This window comes from Pontibacter cellulosilyticus (assembly GCF_014306105.1).
GTDB lineage: Bacteria > Bacteroidota > Bacteroidia > Cytophagales > Hymenobacteraceae > Pontibacter > Pontibacter cellulosilyticus.
The window spans coordinates 1,142,600-1,158,178 of sequence record NZ_JACRVF010000001.1 but is presented as its reverse complement, the minus strand read 5'-3'; the positions used below and the strand labels follow the sequence as shown (position 1 = coordinate 1,158,178).

14 protein-coding genes are annotated in these 15,579 nt (G+C 44.8%); 6 read left to right on the top strand and 8 right to left on the bottom strand.

The window, feature by feature from the left end; genetic code table 11:
* Positions 1–14: 14 nt before the first annotated feature.
* Positions 15–293, bottom strand: coding sequence for a hypothetical protein (locus H8S84_RS05070; protein WP_187066161.1), 279 nt, complete (start codon positions 291–293; stop codon positions 15–17).
* A gap of 219 nt (positions 294–512) precedes the next feature.
* Positions 513–1,463, bottom strand: a complete 951-nt coding sequence (locus H8S84_RS05065) for a calcium/sodium antiporter (RefSeq protein WP_187066160.1) — start codon at positions 1,461–1,463, stop codon at positions 513–515.
* Positions 1,464–1,651: 188 nt separating this feature from the next.
* Here H8S84_RS05065 and H8S84_RS05060 point away from each other — a divergent pair, with 188 nt between their 5' ends.
* The gene (locus tag H8S84_RS05060) at positions 1,652–2,779 is read left to right on the top strand and encodes an acyltransferase family protein (protein ID WP_187066159.1); all 1,128 of its coding nucleotides are present in this window, start codon (positions 1,652–1,654) and stop codon (positions 2,777–2,779) included.
* 43 nt (positions 2,780–2,822) lie between these two features.
* On the opposite strand, the gene H8S84_RS05055 is transcribed toward H8S84_RS05060, so the two are convergent.
* Positions 2,823–3,287, bottom strand: a complete 465-nt coding sequence (locus H8S84_RS05055) for a hypothetical protein (protein ID WP_187066158.1) — start codon at positions 3,285–3,287, stop codon at positions 2,823–2,825.
* An 801-nt stretch (positions 3,288–4,088) separates the two neighbouring features.
* Between H8S84_RS05055 and H8S84_RS20295 the strand changes: the two genes are divergently transcribed.
* The 3 genes from H8S84_RS20295 (at position 4,089) to H8S84_RS05040 (ending at position 7,155) form a co-directional block, all read left to right on the top strand.
* Positions 4,089–5,468, top strand: a complete 1,380-nt coding sequence (locus H8S84_RS20295; RefSeq protein WP_187066157.1) for a hypothetical protein — start codon at positions 4,089–4,091, stop codon at positions 5,466–5,468.
* Positions 5,469–5,853: 385 nt separating this feature from the next.
* On the top strand, positions 5,854–6,528 hold the full coding sequence (locus H8S84_RS05045; RefSeq protein ID WP_187066156.1) for a M50 family metallopeptidase: 675 nt from the start codon (positions 5,854–5,856) through the stop codon (positions 6,526–6,528).
* A gap of 12 nt (positions 6,529–6,540) precedes the next feature.
* Complete coding sequence (locus H8S84_RS05040) at positions 6,541–7,155, top strand: MarC family protein (protein WP_187066155.1); 615 nt, start codon at positions 6,541–6,543, stop codon at positions 7,153–7,155.
* Between the two features lie 4 nt (positions 7,156–7,159).
* Here the strand turns inward: H8S84_RS05040 and H8S84_RS05035 are convergent, their stop codons facing one another.
* From H8S84_RS05035 to H8S84_RS05025, 3 genes are read right to left on the bottom strand one after another with little or no spacing between them, the layout of a single operon-like run.
* The gene (locus H8S84_RS05035; RefSeq protein WP_187066154.1) at positions 7,160–8,035 is read right to left on the bottom strand and encodes a universal stress protein; all 876 of its coding nucleotides are present in this window, start codon (positions 8,033–8,035) and stop codon (positions 7,160–7,162) included.
* Complete coding sequence (locus H8S84_RS05030; protein WP_187066153.1) at positions 8,032–9,693, bottom strand: BCCT family transporter; 1,662 nt, start codon at positions 9,691–9,693, stop codon at positions 8,032–8,034. The genes H8S84_RS05035 and H8S84_RS05030 overlap by 4 nt, the downstream gene beginning before the upstream one ends.
* Positions 9,694–9,710: 17 nt before the next feature.
* The gene (locus H8S84_RS05025; RefSeq protein ID WP_187066152.1) at positions 9,711–10,859 is read right to left on the bottom strand and encodes a hypothetical protein; all 1,149 of its coding nucleotides are present in this window, start codon (positions 10,857–10,859) and stop codon (positions 9,711–9,713) included.
* Between the two features lie 717 nt (positions 10,860–11,576).
* On the opposite strand from H8S84_RS05025, the gene H8S84_RS05020 reads away from it, so the two are divergent.
* A complete protein-coding gene (locus H8S84_RS05020) occupies positions 11,577–12,653 on the top strand; it encodes a serine hydrolase domain-containing protein (RefSeq protein ID WP_187066151.1) in 1,077 nt (358 codons plus the stop codon).
* Between the two features lie 127 nt (positions 12,654–12,780).
* A complete protein-coding gene (locus tag H8S84_RS05015; protein WP_187066150.1) occupies positions 12,781–13,413 on the top strand; it encodes a LysE family translocator in 633 nt (210 codons plus the stop codon).
* 373 nt (positions 13,414–13,786) lie between these two features.
* Here the strand turns inward: H8S84_RS05015 and H8S84_RS05010 are convergent, their stop codons facing one another.
* Positions 13,787–14,491, bottom strand: coding sequence for a LytR/AlgR family response regulator transcription factor (locus H8S84_RS05010; RefSeq protein ID WP_187066149.1), 705 nt, complete (start codon positions 14,489–14,491; stop codon positions 13,787–13,789).
* A complete protein-coding gene (locus tag H8S84_RS05005; protein WP_187066148.1) occupies positions 14,488–15,498 on the bottom strand; it encodes a sensor histidine kinase in 1,011 nt (336 codons plus the stop codon). Before H8S84_RS05005 ends, H8S84_RS05010 begins: the two co-directional genes overlap by 4 nt.
* Positions 15,499–15,579 lie beyond the last annotated feature (81 nt).

Genomic DNA, 15,579 nt, shown 5'->3' with positions numbered 1-15,579 from the left:
GAAATGAAATATTACTAAGGACCTTTTGTCAGGATGGTGTGCAGGCCGCAATCGCCTTTAGAGGCAGGGTAGGAGTGCGGTGCTGGTGCAGTGAATTGTGCGCTTGGGTATAGCTGTTGCAGCAATACCTGAAAGATTGGAGTTAGTAGTGATTTATCCAACTGTAGAACAGCTTCTGGCTCTCCAGAAGATACCTCACCAGCAAATAACACCAGTTGGTTTTCTGCAGCAAAGTCTACATTTTCCTGCTGCGAAACATCCAGTACTGGAGCTGCTTTTAAGGTGACAGGCATAGCAAAAGCAAGAAAACTGCAAAGCAGGATTGCCAGCAATATGTTCAGCTTTTTAAATATTTGTATACCTGCACTTTTCATCGCAGCAAAGGAATGAGGTTGTTTCGACTAAAGCAATAGGGAGGGTAATATATTTTGTTTGTATATAGTTTATGTATGCTATTAGTCCTGAACTGTTATTAATAAGGTCTGATCAGCACAACATTTATTTGGCTTTAGTTAAATTAAAAGCATAAGAAGATAACCGACATATAAGGCAAGTAAAACTCCTCCTTCCCAGCGGACTAACTGTCTTCCCTTGCCTATAAAGACAAAAACAAACAAGAGCAGGCTGGCTGCTATGTTGACCATTATGTCAATGCCCGATTCCGGCTTTACCGTTACCTGCGTTACAACTGTGGATATTCCAAGTATAAAAAAGATGTTGAATATGTTCGACCCCACTACGTTTCCTATTGCAATGTCAACGTTGCGCTTTCTGACTGCTACTACGGAAGTGGCAAGTTCAGGCAATGAGGTACCGATCGAGACAATTGTGAGGCCGATGACACGCTCAGATAGCCCGAATGTCTCTGCAATGCTCACAGCACTTGTTACAATCAACCTGCCTCCAATGATCAGTCCTGCCAATCTCACCAGCAAGTACAGTGCTGACTGCATGTAAGTGTAATTGATGGTTGGCGTCTCATCCTCCCCCGATCCTCTTATGGCCAGGGAAATGTTGTAAACCAGAAAGATGCAGAAGAAGAGAAGTAGGACAATGCCGTCTGTTCGTGATATGGCGTCAGTTGCAACCCCGTCCAAAAATACGTCATTAGCCAGAACAAGCACGGATACTGCAGCCAGAAAGCTCAACGGGATCTCAAGCCACGTTGTGTTGGACTTTACTGTAAGAGGATAAATAAGGGAGGCGACTCCAAGTATACCCAGCACGTTAAAAATATTGCTTCCCAGTACGTTGCCCAGAATCATGTCTGTACTGTTTTCTAACGCAGCGAAAACGTTCACTACCAGTTCAGGGGCTGAAGTGCCAAAAGCCACAATGGTTAAGCCAATCACAATATTCGGCACACCCAGCCTCGCAGCGAGGCTAGAGGCCGCATCAACTAACTTCGTGGCGCCATAAATTAATGCCACAAATCCGGTTAAAAGTAGTAATAGATCAATCATTGTTGTTATAGTTTGACGGACACTTAGCTCTTGCGGTTACTACTACGGTGCTGCAATCATTTTTACTGCGATCATACAATCTTTGTGTATGAACCGTTAAAAGATGAACCTATACTTCCTCCTTTTTGTACCTTTGCCGGCTGCTTTTTCGCTTTTATTGAAAAAGCTGGCAGGGGTATAAAGTTTATATGAATTCTACACATACAGTACCGGGTTACATGGTACAGTTAGACGGCCTTCGGGCAATTGCTGTAGCTGTTGTCGTTCTTTTTCATTGGACGCCGGAGGTAAAACAAACTGGACTCGGAGGGCTGGGGGTACAGCTATTTTTTGTGTTAAGCGGCTATTTGATCACAGGCATCTTGCTTCAGGCGCGTACGAAAGCCGAGTCCTTAGGTATTGGCAAAACGCAAATTATCAGGAGCTTTTACGCCCGCCGGTTTTTACGTATTTTCCCGCTTTACTATGTGGTCATTATCCTGGCCGCGCTACTTGGCTCCGCAAATGTGCAACATTACCTAGGATGGCACCTTAGCTATCTTACAAATTTCGCTATTTTCAAAGAAGGGCGTTGGATAGGTGAGGCTTCTCACCTGTGGTCGCTGGCCGTGGAAGAGCAGTTTTACCTGCTTTGGCCGTTAGTTATACTTTATACACCGAGGCGTTACCTGTCTGTTACCATTGCAGGATTCATACTTCTTGCCCCAACATTTAAGTTAACGTGTTTCCTGCTTGATGTGGGAGGAAGCAGGCTAGGCGTTCTCCCAATAAGCTCCTTTCATTATTTAGGGGCAGGATCGCTGCTTGCCTTGTTTGGGACAGCCATCGCTTCACATGATAACAAACATTGGCCTGACAGACTAAACTTAGCTGTAAAAACTTTGGGAATAGCAGGTCTGGTAAGCTTTGTAATCTTACACTTCTCGTCAGGTGAATCTGTGAAGGGGATTGGCTGGATCATAATCAAAGAATTTGCGGTAATTGGTCTGTTTTTAAGCCTAACTTTAGGAGCAGCACATGGCTTTAAAGGTGCAGCTGGTAAGGTACTTTCCTCAAGACCTATGGTTTACTTAGGGCAGATTAGCTACGGACTATACATATTCCACAATTTTGTGCCGTACTTTATGAAGAGTCTGCTCCAACGCTTCGGGATTACCGAGCTGGACCCCTTCTTGCTTTTAAGTATAAACACCTTTGCTTTGTTGGCTGTAAGTACAGTCTCCTGGTTCTTTTTTGAAAGTAGGCTCAACAGGTACAAGAAGCATTTTCCTTATGTTGCCGCTCCGCATAAGTTTATGGTGAAGAAATTAGCTTAAGAACCGAAGGGCAAAGCTATTGAAACAAAAAAGCCGCTCCACATCAATTGGAGCAGCTTATTAATTGTGGTAAACTAAAGGATGGAATTATCGAACTATTCCCAAAGGGATTTAACTGCCTTAGAAGACGCCTTAGCTCAAGCTGAAGGAACTGCCTAAGCACAAAACTCTGTCTCAGCGTATTTGATGACTTGGGCAGCTTGGCCGTGTCTGCCTGACAATCATCTATCAATTGACCAGCTCTTAACCACTCCGCCAGAAAACTGACCTGTTTCTCGCCCTTGTTATAGTTATAGGTGAGGTCTAGGATTTCAAAAAGGATCCGGTTGCCCGGCTGGTACTTTTTTGCCTGCTCCGTGAAATCCACCACCGGACCTGTGAAACTCACAGTTTCAAGGGGTTTGGCTCCCTTAGCGTAATAGTATCTGCCACCTTTCACTGAAAAGACGATCGGTTTGTCACAGGCTGGGTTCTTGCGAACAATAAGGACTACTTTACCGCGGGGCATGGTTCCCTCGCGCACTTTTCGGCGTTTGGCGTCATAGAGCTCCAGCACCGGCTCATGGCAGGTATCCTCTGCTGCCGGCGCCTACTGGGCAAACGAGGTGTAGGCGCTAAACACAAACGCAAGGGCCAAAAGTACTTGTCTCATCGGGGGCATGTCGAGTTTGGAGTTTAAATATAGCAGGAGATGATAACTTTCTCGACTGGATACCTTGCTAAATCGGTATTGTTTAAAAAACGGTGATTCTGCTGTTTTGCAGATTGGAGGTTTTTAAAACAGACTTAGAGTTATGAAATACACACTTAGCCCAAAAGAAACAACCGTAATTTTTAGTAGTGTTAAATTAGATATTTCAGGAAAAGTACTTACTGAGAACTGGTATATAGAAGCAGTACCTGAAGAGCAAGTGTGTTTCAGGAGATTCTTATCTTCCTCAACTTCATCCCTTAACACCGCATACATCAATCGAGAGATAACTTTTCAGATTTTTAGATAAAAGGTAAGCTTTCGCTGTATTGCTGCTGCTAAACTGTACTGTTACACTGGCTACAGCTCACACATGCCTTCATGAGTAGAAGCGAAGGGTTAATGCCCAATAGCGCAATCCAATCTAGCTTGGGGTTGTCTAGCTATGGTGGAGCAGCTGTTTCAAGAGCTTTTTAAGCTAGTTTGCTTCTAAAGAATTGTACTCACACTCGATTGCTAAATGTTCTAAAGACAGTTCTGTAGTTAATTCTAAGTATAAACAATCTTTTATTAATTCCTAAATTTGTCAAATCATCAACTCAGCTTATATATTTTGTCGTGAAACTCTCTTTCCTTTTATTTCCACGGTTGGCTTTACTTAAAGCCCGGATCTTATCATGTTTGTTGCTAACTCTTCTTTGGGGTAGTGTAACAAACACCTTAGCCCAGCAAGGACGTTATTTGCAAACTGTTAATTTGTATCAAAATGAAAACAGACCATTTATAAGTGAAGTGCACTCGCTTACTGGTTATATTTTGGAAGGTATAAAGTCTGGTGAGATTACGCCGTACGTTGTTAATTACACTTCAAATAAAGCTGTTGCGTTTAGTGCAGATGCAAAACAAAATTTACTGCGTCAGATTACAGCATCTCCCGATTCAGAAGACTTCTTGCATCCAACTATGCTGGAAGAAGTAGAAATAGACATTATAAAAGCTAAAGGAAGAGTAAGGAAGATTAATTATCTTAATTTCAATAACATACACGTTGCTGACAAAACGGTTAGCTTTTCTGTCTCCTTCGATCAGGTGGCAACTTATTTAGCTAAAAATGATGCGCTGTGGGTTAAAAATGCAGGACCTCTGCTTTGGAACAATAATATTCTTCACACCGCTTCCTGGGCTGCTTTCAATGTGCTTAACCGTGTAACTCCGGAATTGGAAGGCGACTATGTCGCAGTTAAATTAAATCAGGTAGGTGAGATAGCCAAGTTAGAAGCCTATTTGTCTAATCATGAGTTAACCCACACATTCATGCTTCCTGACAGCCTGTATACTTCAGGCGAAATTCTTCCTATGTCTAAAGCGCTGTTAGAAGAGCGTTACCAAAGAAAGAACGAAGTCGAGCTTAAGACTAAACTACCGGAAATAAAGTACAAGTATAAATTCAAGCCATCGGAGGCAAGTTATGTTCTTACGCAAACCCAGAGTCTATACCTTAGTCATCCTGCTAATGCAGCATTCTCGCAGCCGGACCAGGAGCTTTCCACTCTGTTATTAGATGCTGTAAGTAAAGGTATTGTCACTAATGTATATGCTTCTGATAGCCTGCTTATTAAAATGTCTATAGCCGAATGGAATGACAACATGAAAGTAAAGGAGTATGACCTTTTTAGCGATAGCGTCATATTTACGGATGTTACCTACATACCTCAGGCATATTCGGTTATAGAAGTTGTATGGAAACAGCACTTTGATGCAGCTGGGAAAGTGATTTCAAAAAAACCTTATGCTTTAGGTTTGTTTTTAGGCGCTGAACATAGTCCTGTCATGCTTGAGTCTAAGTTAGGTTATCTATCTTTCGAAGAAGTATATCAGAAGGTTAAAAGCCAAAATGGAAGTGTCCGTTTGCTTGGTTTGCTGGAGAACATAACTAGCGGGAAGTACTTGGGATATTTATCCCATACCTCACATATTACATTAAGTGAAAGTAAGTAGATAAATTGCTTTTACTTTAGGTTAGGGCTAAATAGATTATCTTATAATAGTCTCAAAGCTTATTACTAACTTTTGATCAAAGAATACATTAAGCCTATTCGAATTAGATAAATAATTGAACCAAAAAAGCCGTTCCATTTGATGTGGAGCGGCTTTTTTAATGTGGTAGCCTGAAGGGTTGAATGTATTAACCATCTCTGCAGGGTTTGGGACATGCATGACTAGCCTGTCCCTTTACAATATAAGGCTAAGCTCAAGATCAGCATATTGCTAACGGCAGCTTTAAATTCCCTCTTAATTGTACTTGAAATGTATAGCATTAGCTTTCTTCAGTAAGATTCACTTCTTATTGAATCCTATTTCCCGTTAACCGTACACCTAAAATATGTTCGGAATAAATGACATACCTAAGTTTTTCCTGGCCTTCTTCCTTGTACTCCCCATCATCTCCTTTGTACACGAGGCGGGGCATGTGTTTTTTGCCTGGTTAATGGGAGGTAAGAACATAAAAGTAACTGTAGGTTCCGGTGGCGTGCTTTTTCGTGTGGGCATGCTGGAACTACGCAAATACTACTTCTGGTACGGCCTCTGTACATTCGACAACCTGAAGCGGAACGAGCGGTTTTCCAATATCCTTATCTTCTCCGGGGGCGCAATTTTTAACTCCCTTGCGGCTTTAATTATCATCTACCTTATTGAGAACAAGACGCTGGAGCCTGGCATCATCACGTATCAGTTCACGTACTTTTCGCTGTACTATGTATTCTTTGCGCTGCTGCCCATGCCATACCCCGACGGGAACCAAAGCGACGGGAAAGTTATACTTGATTTGCTTCGGAACAAGGAGCAGGTTAAGACATACCGGGTGCAGTGGAGCGGGGAAAAGAGCCAATGGTGTGTGCTCGATCATGACAGAAACTTAGTGCAGGCGTTTGATGATGAAGAGCAGGCGGTAACAAAGGCGCACGAAGTAGCCCAGCAAAATAGGCCTAGCAGGTTAGTAAACAGCAAGAGCGGAAAAGAAACAGAAGTGGGTAATTATCCGAAAGTACCTTTATAAAACGGTTTATTTATGATAGCAGCAATATTTAGTTTTCTGGTGATGCTAAATCCCTTCGCCCTCTTTCTCTACCTGAAACCGGTGATGCACGATTTATCGGATGCGGACTTCAGGACTGTATTTCTAAAGGCATCACTCATCTCTTTCTTCATTTTTCTGGTGTTCCTGGTTTTCGGGGATCTGGTTTTCCAGAAGGTTTTCCGTATAAACTTTGAATCGTTCAGGATATTCGGTGGCATTGTGCTGTTCTCGCTGGCTTACATTTTTATTGTGCAAGGCAAGAAGGCCTTTATCCAGATAAAAGGCGATCTGCACGATTTAGCCTCGGAAATAGCACTGCCTTTTATGGTGGGCGCGGGTACCATTTCGCTTACTATTCTGATGTCAGAACAATTGGTGCTTTGGCAGGGTGTGGTGACGCTCGCGCTCATTATGCTTATTAACTTTGTCATCATTATGGGGCTAAAGCAAATACGCAGGGGGATGCGCTCCAAAAGAGTTCAGACAGCATTTGATAAGAACATGGAGCTGCTGCTTCGCATCAACGGCTTTTTCGTAGGTGCCATCGGCATAGACATGGTCGTGACGGGTATAACGAACTTAGTCAGAGCAACCGGTGAAGTATAAAGTTTTACTTGATTACATCTTCAGAATACACAAGCCAGAGCGGGATGTCAATGTCCATGTTGTAAAGTTCTGTTGGCACGCTGCCCAGGCTTAGTGACGGGATGGGATTGTGCCCTTTTAGCCCTACCACCAGCAGGTCGTGCTTTCCTTTTTCTAACTGCATGTAAATGCGCTCTGCCACCGTTTTCCCGGCAGCACGAACCAACGTGTAAGGTACATCTGCAATTTCCTGGTGCCGCTTCTGCAAGTCAGCAAATTTCCCTTTTACCACTTCCTCCGCCTTCCGGGTTGCCTTCTCTTCAGAAATGAGCGGAAAGTACTGTGTTGGCAGTTTATACACGTGTATGATCTCCAGGTTTAGTCCCAGTTGGTCTGCCAGGCTTTTGCTCAGTCTTAAGGCGTGCACTGAGGTATCAGAAAAGTCTATTGGTGTGAGAACGTTGGCGATGTCGAAGCGGGCCGTTTCCGGGAAAACCAGTACACTACACGGCAGAATTCGTAACAGTTTTGTACCCAGGGCACCTGTGCTTTTGTCGCTCATGCGCTTGCCCAGCAGCGTCAGTTTTACGCTGTAGCGTTTTACCAGGTCGGCAAGTATAACCTCTGTATTTGGCTCCTCACTTACGAGTATTTCATGTTCTGTGCAGTTGGCGAAGTGCTCCGTTACAATGTCTGCTATGTTGCCTTCTATTTCATTGCTGATGTTAAGGTCACCAAAGTACTCCCGGAATTCGTCGCTGAGCTCCGTAGTTTTGATGTTGTGCACAAAGTATACTTTCTTAACGGGCAAGCGCTCGCAGATGGAACGGGTAAAACGAACAAGTACTTCGTCTATATCGCTTAGGTCCAGGCAGACCATCATAGAATCAATTGCAATCATGGCTTAGGATTGGTTGGTGGATTGTCTCTTTTTTCTACAGGTGTCTTCTCTTCATGTTTAACGGCACGTTTGGCTATTACTTCTGCTACTAATTGCTGATAATCTTTTCGTTGCTGGGCTTTACCTAACTTGTTCTCTTCTGCCAACTCCTCGCTTAAGCCCCGGTACAGGCTGTAGCACATCGACAGCAGTATCAGTGCAAACGGAAGCCCAGTGATAATCACAGCTGTCTGTAGCGCCTGCAGACCGCCACCGAGCAGTAGCACCGCCGCAATAGCCCCTTCTGCCACTGCCCAGAAAACCCTTATCCCAGCCGGAGAATCTGCTCTGCCACCTGAGGTAAGACTATCTACCACCAGCGAGCCGGAGTCGGAGGAAGTGACAAAGAAGCCAGCCACCAGAATAATGCCTATTACCGAAAGAACAGTTGAGAAGGGCAGTTGCTCAAAGAAGACAAAAAGTGCCGTTGATACATCTGCAGCTACCGCCTCGGCTATGGCTGTCTCCCCGGCTAATACCTCGCGCAGGGCAGTACTGCCAAATACGGTCATCCACAGGAAGGACAGGAGAGAAGGCACGATGAGTACGCCAAGTATAAACTCCCGGATGGTACGACCTTTGGATACGCGCGCAATAAAAATGCCTACGAATGGTGCCCAGGAAATCCACCAGGCCCAGTAGAACACTGTCCAGCCGCCCTGCCAGTTTCGGGTAGAGTAAGCCTCATTCCAGAAGGAAAGCTGCAGGAAGTTACCAAGGTATGAGCCGGTGTTCTGCACATAGGAGCCAAGTATAAATACTGTCGGACCTAAGAACAGCACCGCCAGTAGAATTACAAGCGCAATGCGGATATTCCACTCGCTCAGGATACGCACGCCTTTGTCTACACCCGTCACTACCGATATGGTGGCAATGGCCGTAATGCCGGCAATGAGCATGATTTGAGTATACACGTCGCTGTCAATGGCCGGAAACACATGGTGCAGACCAGCAGCAACCTGTTTTACGCCCAGGCCCAGTGATGTTGCCAAACCAAAAAGTGTCGCCAGTACCGCCAGAATATCAATAATATCCCCGATCAGCCCATGAATACGCTCGCCCAGAAAAGGATAGAAGACGGAGCGTACCGTTAAGGGCAGTTTACGGCTATAGGTAAAGTATGCCAGCGACAAGCCCACCAGTGCATATATAGCCCAGGCATGAAAGCCCCAATGCAGAAATGTGAAGTTCATGGCCTGCCTGGCGGCGGCAGGTGTTCCCGGTTCTCCCAACGGGGGCGTCTGGAAGTGGTTGATCGGCTCGGCTATACTCCAGAACAGTAAACCGATACCCATACCTGCGCTAAACAGCATGGCAAACCAGGAAGAAGTACTAAACTCCGGCTTAGCCTCTTTGCCACCCAGCCTAATGTGGCCGAACTTTCCGAAGGCCATGTATAGGCAGAAGATTACGAAAATGTTTACACTAAGTATGAACAGCCAGCCCATACTGCTGGTAACAGAAGCCTGAGCTTCGCTGAAAAACACTTCTGCGCCTTCCCTGAAAATAAGGACAAGCGCTATGATGATGACAAGTATAACGATAGAAGACCAGAACACGGGTCCGTTCACTTCAAGCCCTAGGGACTTCTTCGTATCACTTCTTGTTACTTTGCTCATTAATTGAATAGTTTAAATCAGAAATAGTATCCGAAGTTGATGTTAAAGCGCATGTGCCAGTCGGTGTCCCCTTCGGTACCAGTGGTGAAAGCGCTTGTCCATTCAGGCCCAAGCCAGGGCTGATTGTAACCAAAGGCAGCATCTGTGTAGATGTACATGGGGCCAGCAGTCCATAGAGCACCCAATACGTTCATGTGGGAGTTCTCAAAGCCGCTCACCCGCTTGTTATAGTAGCCATAGTTGTTGTACACGGAAACACTTTGCAACAGGCGGGTTTCTAAGGGAATATTGTAGGCTACACCTGCAGTATAAATTTCTCCTTTGTTGGCTACGTTGTAGTTGGCCCCATAGGCACCCATCTCCACAAAGTTCAGATCATTTCCGGCAGCATATTCAGGATTGATGCGGTAGAGCATGGCCTGTAGCTTGATGTTCCAGGGGCTGGTCGCGGATTTATACTCATAGTGTACCGCTCCTGCGTAGCGGGTGCCGTTCTCTTCTGTATCTAAGTTATATAGCAGGCCGCCTTGCAGCGAAAAGCCCAGTTCATGGGCCAGGCTGTCATCCAGCCGCCGCACCAGTTTAAAGTCGAACTGGTTGTTCTCTTTATTACGTCCGGTAATGTCATAAGAGTAACGGTCGGGACTAGGCTCTGCGGAGCTAAACACCAGGTCTTCGGCACTTTTGTAGTAAGCCGCCTGCCACTTCCACCGACCGGTGTCGCGGATATACTTTATACCCATGTCGTGGTCGTCTTCAAAGCCAATGTAGTAGGTCATGTTAAAGAACCAGTTGTTGGAGTTGTACTGCTGAATACCAAAGGGCACCTGGTTTAAACCTACCTGTATCTGCGATGCTTCTGAGAAATCATACTGAAACCAGCCTTGCTTTAACATGCCCCCGCCAAAACCCTCGGCATAGTGCCGGTACTCTGCGTTTAGCTTAATGCCTTTATAGGCTGCCTCTACGTTTATGCGGAATATATCAAACCCGAAGTCGCCTCCCCGCTCCAATTGGTCTTCCTTCCAGGTGGAGAGGTTGTAGTTGAAGCGAAGGGCACCGCCTATGTCCAGGTACGGCTCGTCAGCAGGTTTTTCAGCGGGAAACTGAGCCAAACACGGAAAGCTGATAGCAACAGCGAATAGTAGTAAAAGTATTCTATGCATATCTGTTGAAGTGGTAAAATACGAAAGACCCTTCATCAGTTGGACGTGTATTAAATACAAATGTTGCTACAGATATAAAGTAGGAAGCATACTGTAGTTTCGGATACTTTGCTAACAAATTGACCCTCAGAGATGGGAGTAAGCTTTGAGACCCTTAAGCTGCACAGTTTGCCAAAGTGAGTTACTCAAAAGCTTAAAGGTGAACGATTGGCAGCAGGTAAATGCTTGTCACTCTTATCTTTCTTACAGAACATATGCTCTGTTTTATGGACCTATCTGAATGACACAGTTGATGAAAATGAAGGAATGAGGCCGAGGAGTATAAATTATCGAATTGAACAAGCAACTTCATGTCAAGTGGAGCTGCTCTTTTATTCTTGTAAATCAAAGGATGGAATTATCAAATCTTTTCCACAGGGATTTAGCTGTATTAGGCGGTTACCTGCAAATTTAATACCTTATCTGATTTACATTGCTAATACATAATAGAAGCCACCACCTTCTGGGACATCGGGGTAGTGATTTTATACCAGCTTTCACATATACTAAAATACCGCTCCCAGGTCACTAGGCAAGCCTGTGTTTTGCAACATGTTTGAGTTCAAGACATAGATATTGGGTTGAGGGTAGAACGTTAAAATTAAATATTCAATAAACTATATATTTCTAATTTGATCATTTTACCTTTGATCTTTCATAAACCACACCTTAGAAGAAGTGAAAAAGAAGGTCTTTAGTTTATTCTTGGCGTTGACTGCATTGGCGGTTTTTTTTCTTGGAAGCTCCAAGGAAACGAATTTGGAGTCGTTCATGGATGAGTACGCACTGGAGAATGGTTTTAGTGGGGTTGTTCTAGTGGCGAAGCAGGGAGAGGTGTTATTTAGTAAATCATATGGTTACGCAGACCGCCAGGCAAAGAAACCGAATACTTTGGAAACACAGTTCTCCGTTGCCTCCCTCACCAAGTCCTTCACTGCTGTCTCGGTATTGCAGCTAGAGGAGAAAGGGTTACTTTCCTTAAAGGACCCTATCGGCAAGTACCTTTCCGGCTTTCCTAATGGGAATCAAATAACTATCGAACATTTGCTGAGCAACAGTTCCGGTATTTCAGGAAATTACAGAGAGAACTTAGACCCGTCGGAAAGTTACACCACAGAAGAATGGGTAAAGATCATCAAAGCCCAGCCTTTGAAGTCTTTGCCTGGAACCGAGTTTGAGTACAGCACGGCTAACTTCTCCCTGCTGGCCCACATCATAGAACATGTGTCCAATAAGCCTTATGAGGTGTATGTGCACGAGAACATCCTTCTGCCGCTTGGAATGCGCCACTCCACCTTTGATACAGCATCCCTAAGGGCTCCTGCAACCGGTTACATTTCTGGGGAGAGTGTGGAGTTCCCAAGTTCTAGTTTCAGTGTAGGGGGAGGCGGCCTGTATTCGACTGTAGGGGACATGTACTTATACGATCAAGCACTCTACTCCCAAACAATCTTGGGTAAAGCCCAGTTAGAGAAAATGCAGGCTGGAATAGTCAGTGCTGCTCCTATTGGCATCATCCAATACGGGATGGGGTGGTATGTTGCGGAAAACATGATCACGTTCGGGCATAAGACATTGTCACATGCAGGTCAAGGCTATGGGTTTAGGAACGACATTGAGCGCTTCGTTGACGATAACGTGACTGTGATCGTCCTAAGCAACAAGGGAGAGAAATGGAACCAGCCCGCCCTAGGAAGGAGGCTTGCATCCATTGTCCTCAACAAAAGATTTTGGTTTTGGCAGAATCTTGTGTAGGCCGGGAGATAGTGCGCAACAGCATGGTGCTTAGTGTGTGTATGAACAAAGACGCAGACGAGTCAAAAGAAAGCACAGCACCTTGCCCGAACGCGGCAAGGCAATTCACCAGTTATACCATTGAAGTATGTTTGGGATCATCAATTTCGGGGCCTTTCTCCTGGCGGGGGTTTTGCTCAACCTCACCCCCGGGTCGGACACGGTTTATATCCTTGGGAGGAGCATCTCTAAGGGCAGGAAGGCAGGTCTTCTCTCTGCTTTGGGAATTTCCACCGGCGCTTTAATTCACACCGTTTTTGCGGCCTTTGGCCTGTCTATTATCCTGGCGCAGTCTGCCACGGCGTTCAATGTAGTAAAGTATGCAGGGGCAATTTACTTGATTTACTTGGGTGTTAGGTCAGTTGCCGCCAAGCATAAGAGTGAATTTGCCATCAAAGAGAACGCAACATTCATTAGCAACAGGAAAATTTACCTGTCCGGGATACTGACGAATGTGCTGAACCCGAAGGTAGCCTTGTTCTTTCTGGCCTTCCTGCCGCAGTTCATCGACCCTGGCTATGCCAATAGCGCCTTGCCTTTCTTTGTGCTCGGCCTGACCTTTGTTACTACCGGAACGATTTGGTGCATTGTTTTAGCCCTTTTTTCCGCTAAACTTTCAAACAGGATTAAGCAGAATATCAAAGTAAGGGTATGGCTTGACAGGTTTACAGGGATGGTATTTATATTATTGGGAGTCAAGCTTGCCCTGCTGAAAAGCTAGAAGCGCAGCTATGCAGGTGAGCCTGAGAAAGCCGCTCAATCTGATGTGGAGCTGCTTTATTATTATAATAGACCAAAGGATGGAATTGTAGAACCTTATCTATAAAGATCTGACGATACTAGAGGAGTGGCTACAGGTCTAAGTGAAATAAATCGTGTCTACAGTTGCGAGCTGTCTATATGTGCTTGCAATTCAATCTCCCCTTTTGTTTTATTGTTCTTCTTAAGGCTGATTGTAAACTTTATAGGTAAATAACTAGAGCTACTTATTTACCCATAATAACTATATTTCAAATATGGAAATATCTGCACATGGCTGTAAATAGATTGATTACTTAATTGCTGTCATCAGAATAAAGTAGTTCTGCTTAGCGTCAGAGCATATTGTTTTGTAGTCCGTCATAAAACCCCTCCTTATACTTTCTGCTCACGGGAATTTCCCTTTCCAGGATGTAGATGTGGTTATCCTCTACTTTCTTAACCTTGGTGATATTTACGATAAAGGAGTTGTGCACACGCATAAACTGTGGCGGGAGCAGTTTTTCCATCTCTTTCATGCGCTTGTAAACGAGTATTTTTTCGTGGTCGGTTACAACAGCAACATACTCTTGGTAGCCCTCCAAATAGTAAATCTCCGACCAGTTCAGCTGCACGATTTTCTTCCCACTTTTGAGAAAAATAGTGTCTTTGCTTTCTTCTTTCCCTTCTGCTTTGTTAGCAAGTTTAATGGCTTCCTTTGCTTTTAGAGATGCCTGCATAAAACGCTGGAACGTGATAGGCTTCAGGAGGTAATCTATCGCGTTTTTCTCGTAGCTCTGCACCGCATACTCAGAGTAGGCAGTGGTGAAGATAACCTTGAGCTTTCCTTTCAAGAGGTCAGACAAATCGAGGCCAGAGAGACCGGGCATGTTGATGTCCATAAATGCCAGGTCCACCTGCGCTGTGTTAAGATAATCAAGTGCTTCCATGGCATTGTTAGCCTTGTGGCAAAGCTCCAGAAAACTGATGTTGTGTATGTACTCTTCAAGCAGGCTTGCAGCCTTAGGTTCATCTTCTACAATCAGGCACTTGATATTCATAGCAGCGGGATTTTTAGGTGCGCATTGAAATATTCTCCTTGCTGTGTTGTGGCCAGTTTATACTTGTCTTTAAAGATAAGCTGGAGCCGTTCTGTTAGGTTCTTCAGGCCTGTGCCAACCCTTGCTGAAGGTTCTTCTGAGACAATTCTGTTCTGCACAACAAAATCAATTTCGTTTTCTTGCACGGCTAGGGTGATGGAGGCGCTGTTTTCAGCATTTTTATCCAGGCCATGTTTAAAAAGATTTTCTACCAGAGGCATGAAAAGCATGGGGGGCACGAGTGCATGTGCGTTCTCGTCTACCTGCAAGCCAATGTGGAGCGGCTTAGCGAGACGTACTCTCTCCAGCTCGATGTAGTTTTTGATGAACGCTATTTCTGTTTGAATAGGAACCCTGGCTTTGGGACTCTCTTCCAGGAAGTAGCGCATAATCTCCGATAGCATGGCAATGCGCTGCGCCACGTCCGGCAGTGCTTTATAGGTGTCGTAGTACAGGTTGTTAAAAGAGTTGAAAAGGAAATGCGGTTGTACCTGTGCCTTCAGGAGTTTGAGTTCTGTTTCTGCCTGTCTCTGTTTCATTTCTGCTTCGCGCTGCTGCAAGGCCATACTTTCTACTACAGAATTTAAAAGAATACCCACTACCAGCGCAATAAAGCAGCTGATGATATTGATCAATGAGTGGTTGTGTATGAAAGATGTGACTGTGTTTAAAGTATAAGCCGGGGCTAACAGCAGGTACTCGACTAAACTCCGACCCACTACAGCAAGCGCGTATAAAGTAGCTGTCGCAAGCACTAAAGGCGTAAGGGCGCCAGCTTTATAAAACCGGGGATAAACAAAGTACACATATCCGTAGATGATCAGGGCAAAAGATACACACGACATAACCGTGATCGCCAGTATATAACCAGTTCCGAACGCGCCGAGCACTTGATTCCCATATAAAAAGAATAGCGCGAACGTGACAAGCCAGCCAATGATCTGCAGGAATAGGAATTGCTTTTTCATGAATGTAAGCCGCTGTTGCTATTGCAATTACAGCATATAAAATCAGACTAACCAGCCCCATTCCTGTCAACGGTTTAAAAT

Bases quoted from the DNA above. Each gene is read 5' to 3' on its own strand.
- H8S84_RS05070 (WP_187066161.1), bottom strand. From the start codon at position 293: ATGCCTGTCACCTTAAAAGCAGCTCCAGTACTGGATGTTTCGCAGCAG.
- H8S84_RS05065 (WP_187066160.1), bottom strand. From the start codon at position 1,463: ATGATTGATCTATTACTACTTTTAACCGGATTTGTGGCATTAATTTAT.
- H8S84_RS05060 (WP_187066159.1), top strand. From the start codon at position 1,652: ATGAATTCTACACATACAGTACCGGGTTACATGGTACAGTTAGACGGC.
- H8S84_RS05055 (WP_187066158.1), bottom strand. From the start codon at position 3,287: ATGCCCCGCGGTAAAGTAGTCCTTATTGTTCGCAAGAACCCAGCCTGT.
- H8S84_RS05045 (WP_187066156.1), top strand. From the start codon at position 5,854: ATGTTCGGAATAAATGACATACCTAAGTTTTTCCTGGCCTTCTTCCTT.
- H8S84_RS05040 (WP_187066155.1), top strand. From the start codon at position 6,541: ATGATAGCAGCAATATTTAGTTTTCTGGTGATGCTAAATCCCTTCGCC.
- H8S84_RS05035 (WP_187066154.1), bottom strand. From the start codon at position 8,035: ATGATTGCAATTGATTCTATGATGGTCTGCCTGGACCTAAGCGATATA.
- H8S84_RS05030 (WP_187066153.1), bottom strand. From the start codon at position 9,693: ATGAGCAAAGTAACAAGAAGTGATACGAAGAAGTCCCTAGGGCTTGAA.
- H8S84_RS05025 (WP_187066152.1), bottom strand. From the start codon at position 10,859: ATGCATAGAATACTTTTACTACTATTCGCTGTTGCTATCAGCTTTCCG.
- H8S84_RS05015 (WP_187066150.1), top strand. From the start codon at position 12,781: ATGTTTGGGATCATCAATTTCGGGGCCTTTCTCCTGGCGGGGGTTTTG.
- H8S84_RS05010 (WP_187066149.1), bottom strand. From the start codon at position 14,491: ATGAATATCAAGTGCCTGATTGTAGAAGATGAACCTAAGGCTGCAAGC.
- H8S84_RS05005 (WP_187066148.1), bottom strand. From the start codon at position 15,498: ATGAAAAAGCAATTCCTATTCCTGCAGATCATTGGCTGGCTTGTCACG.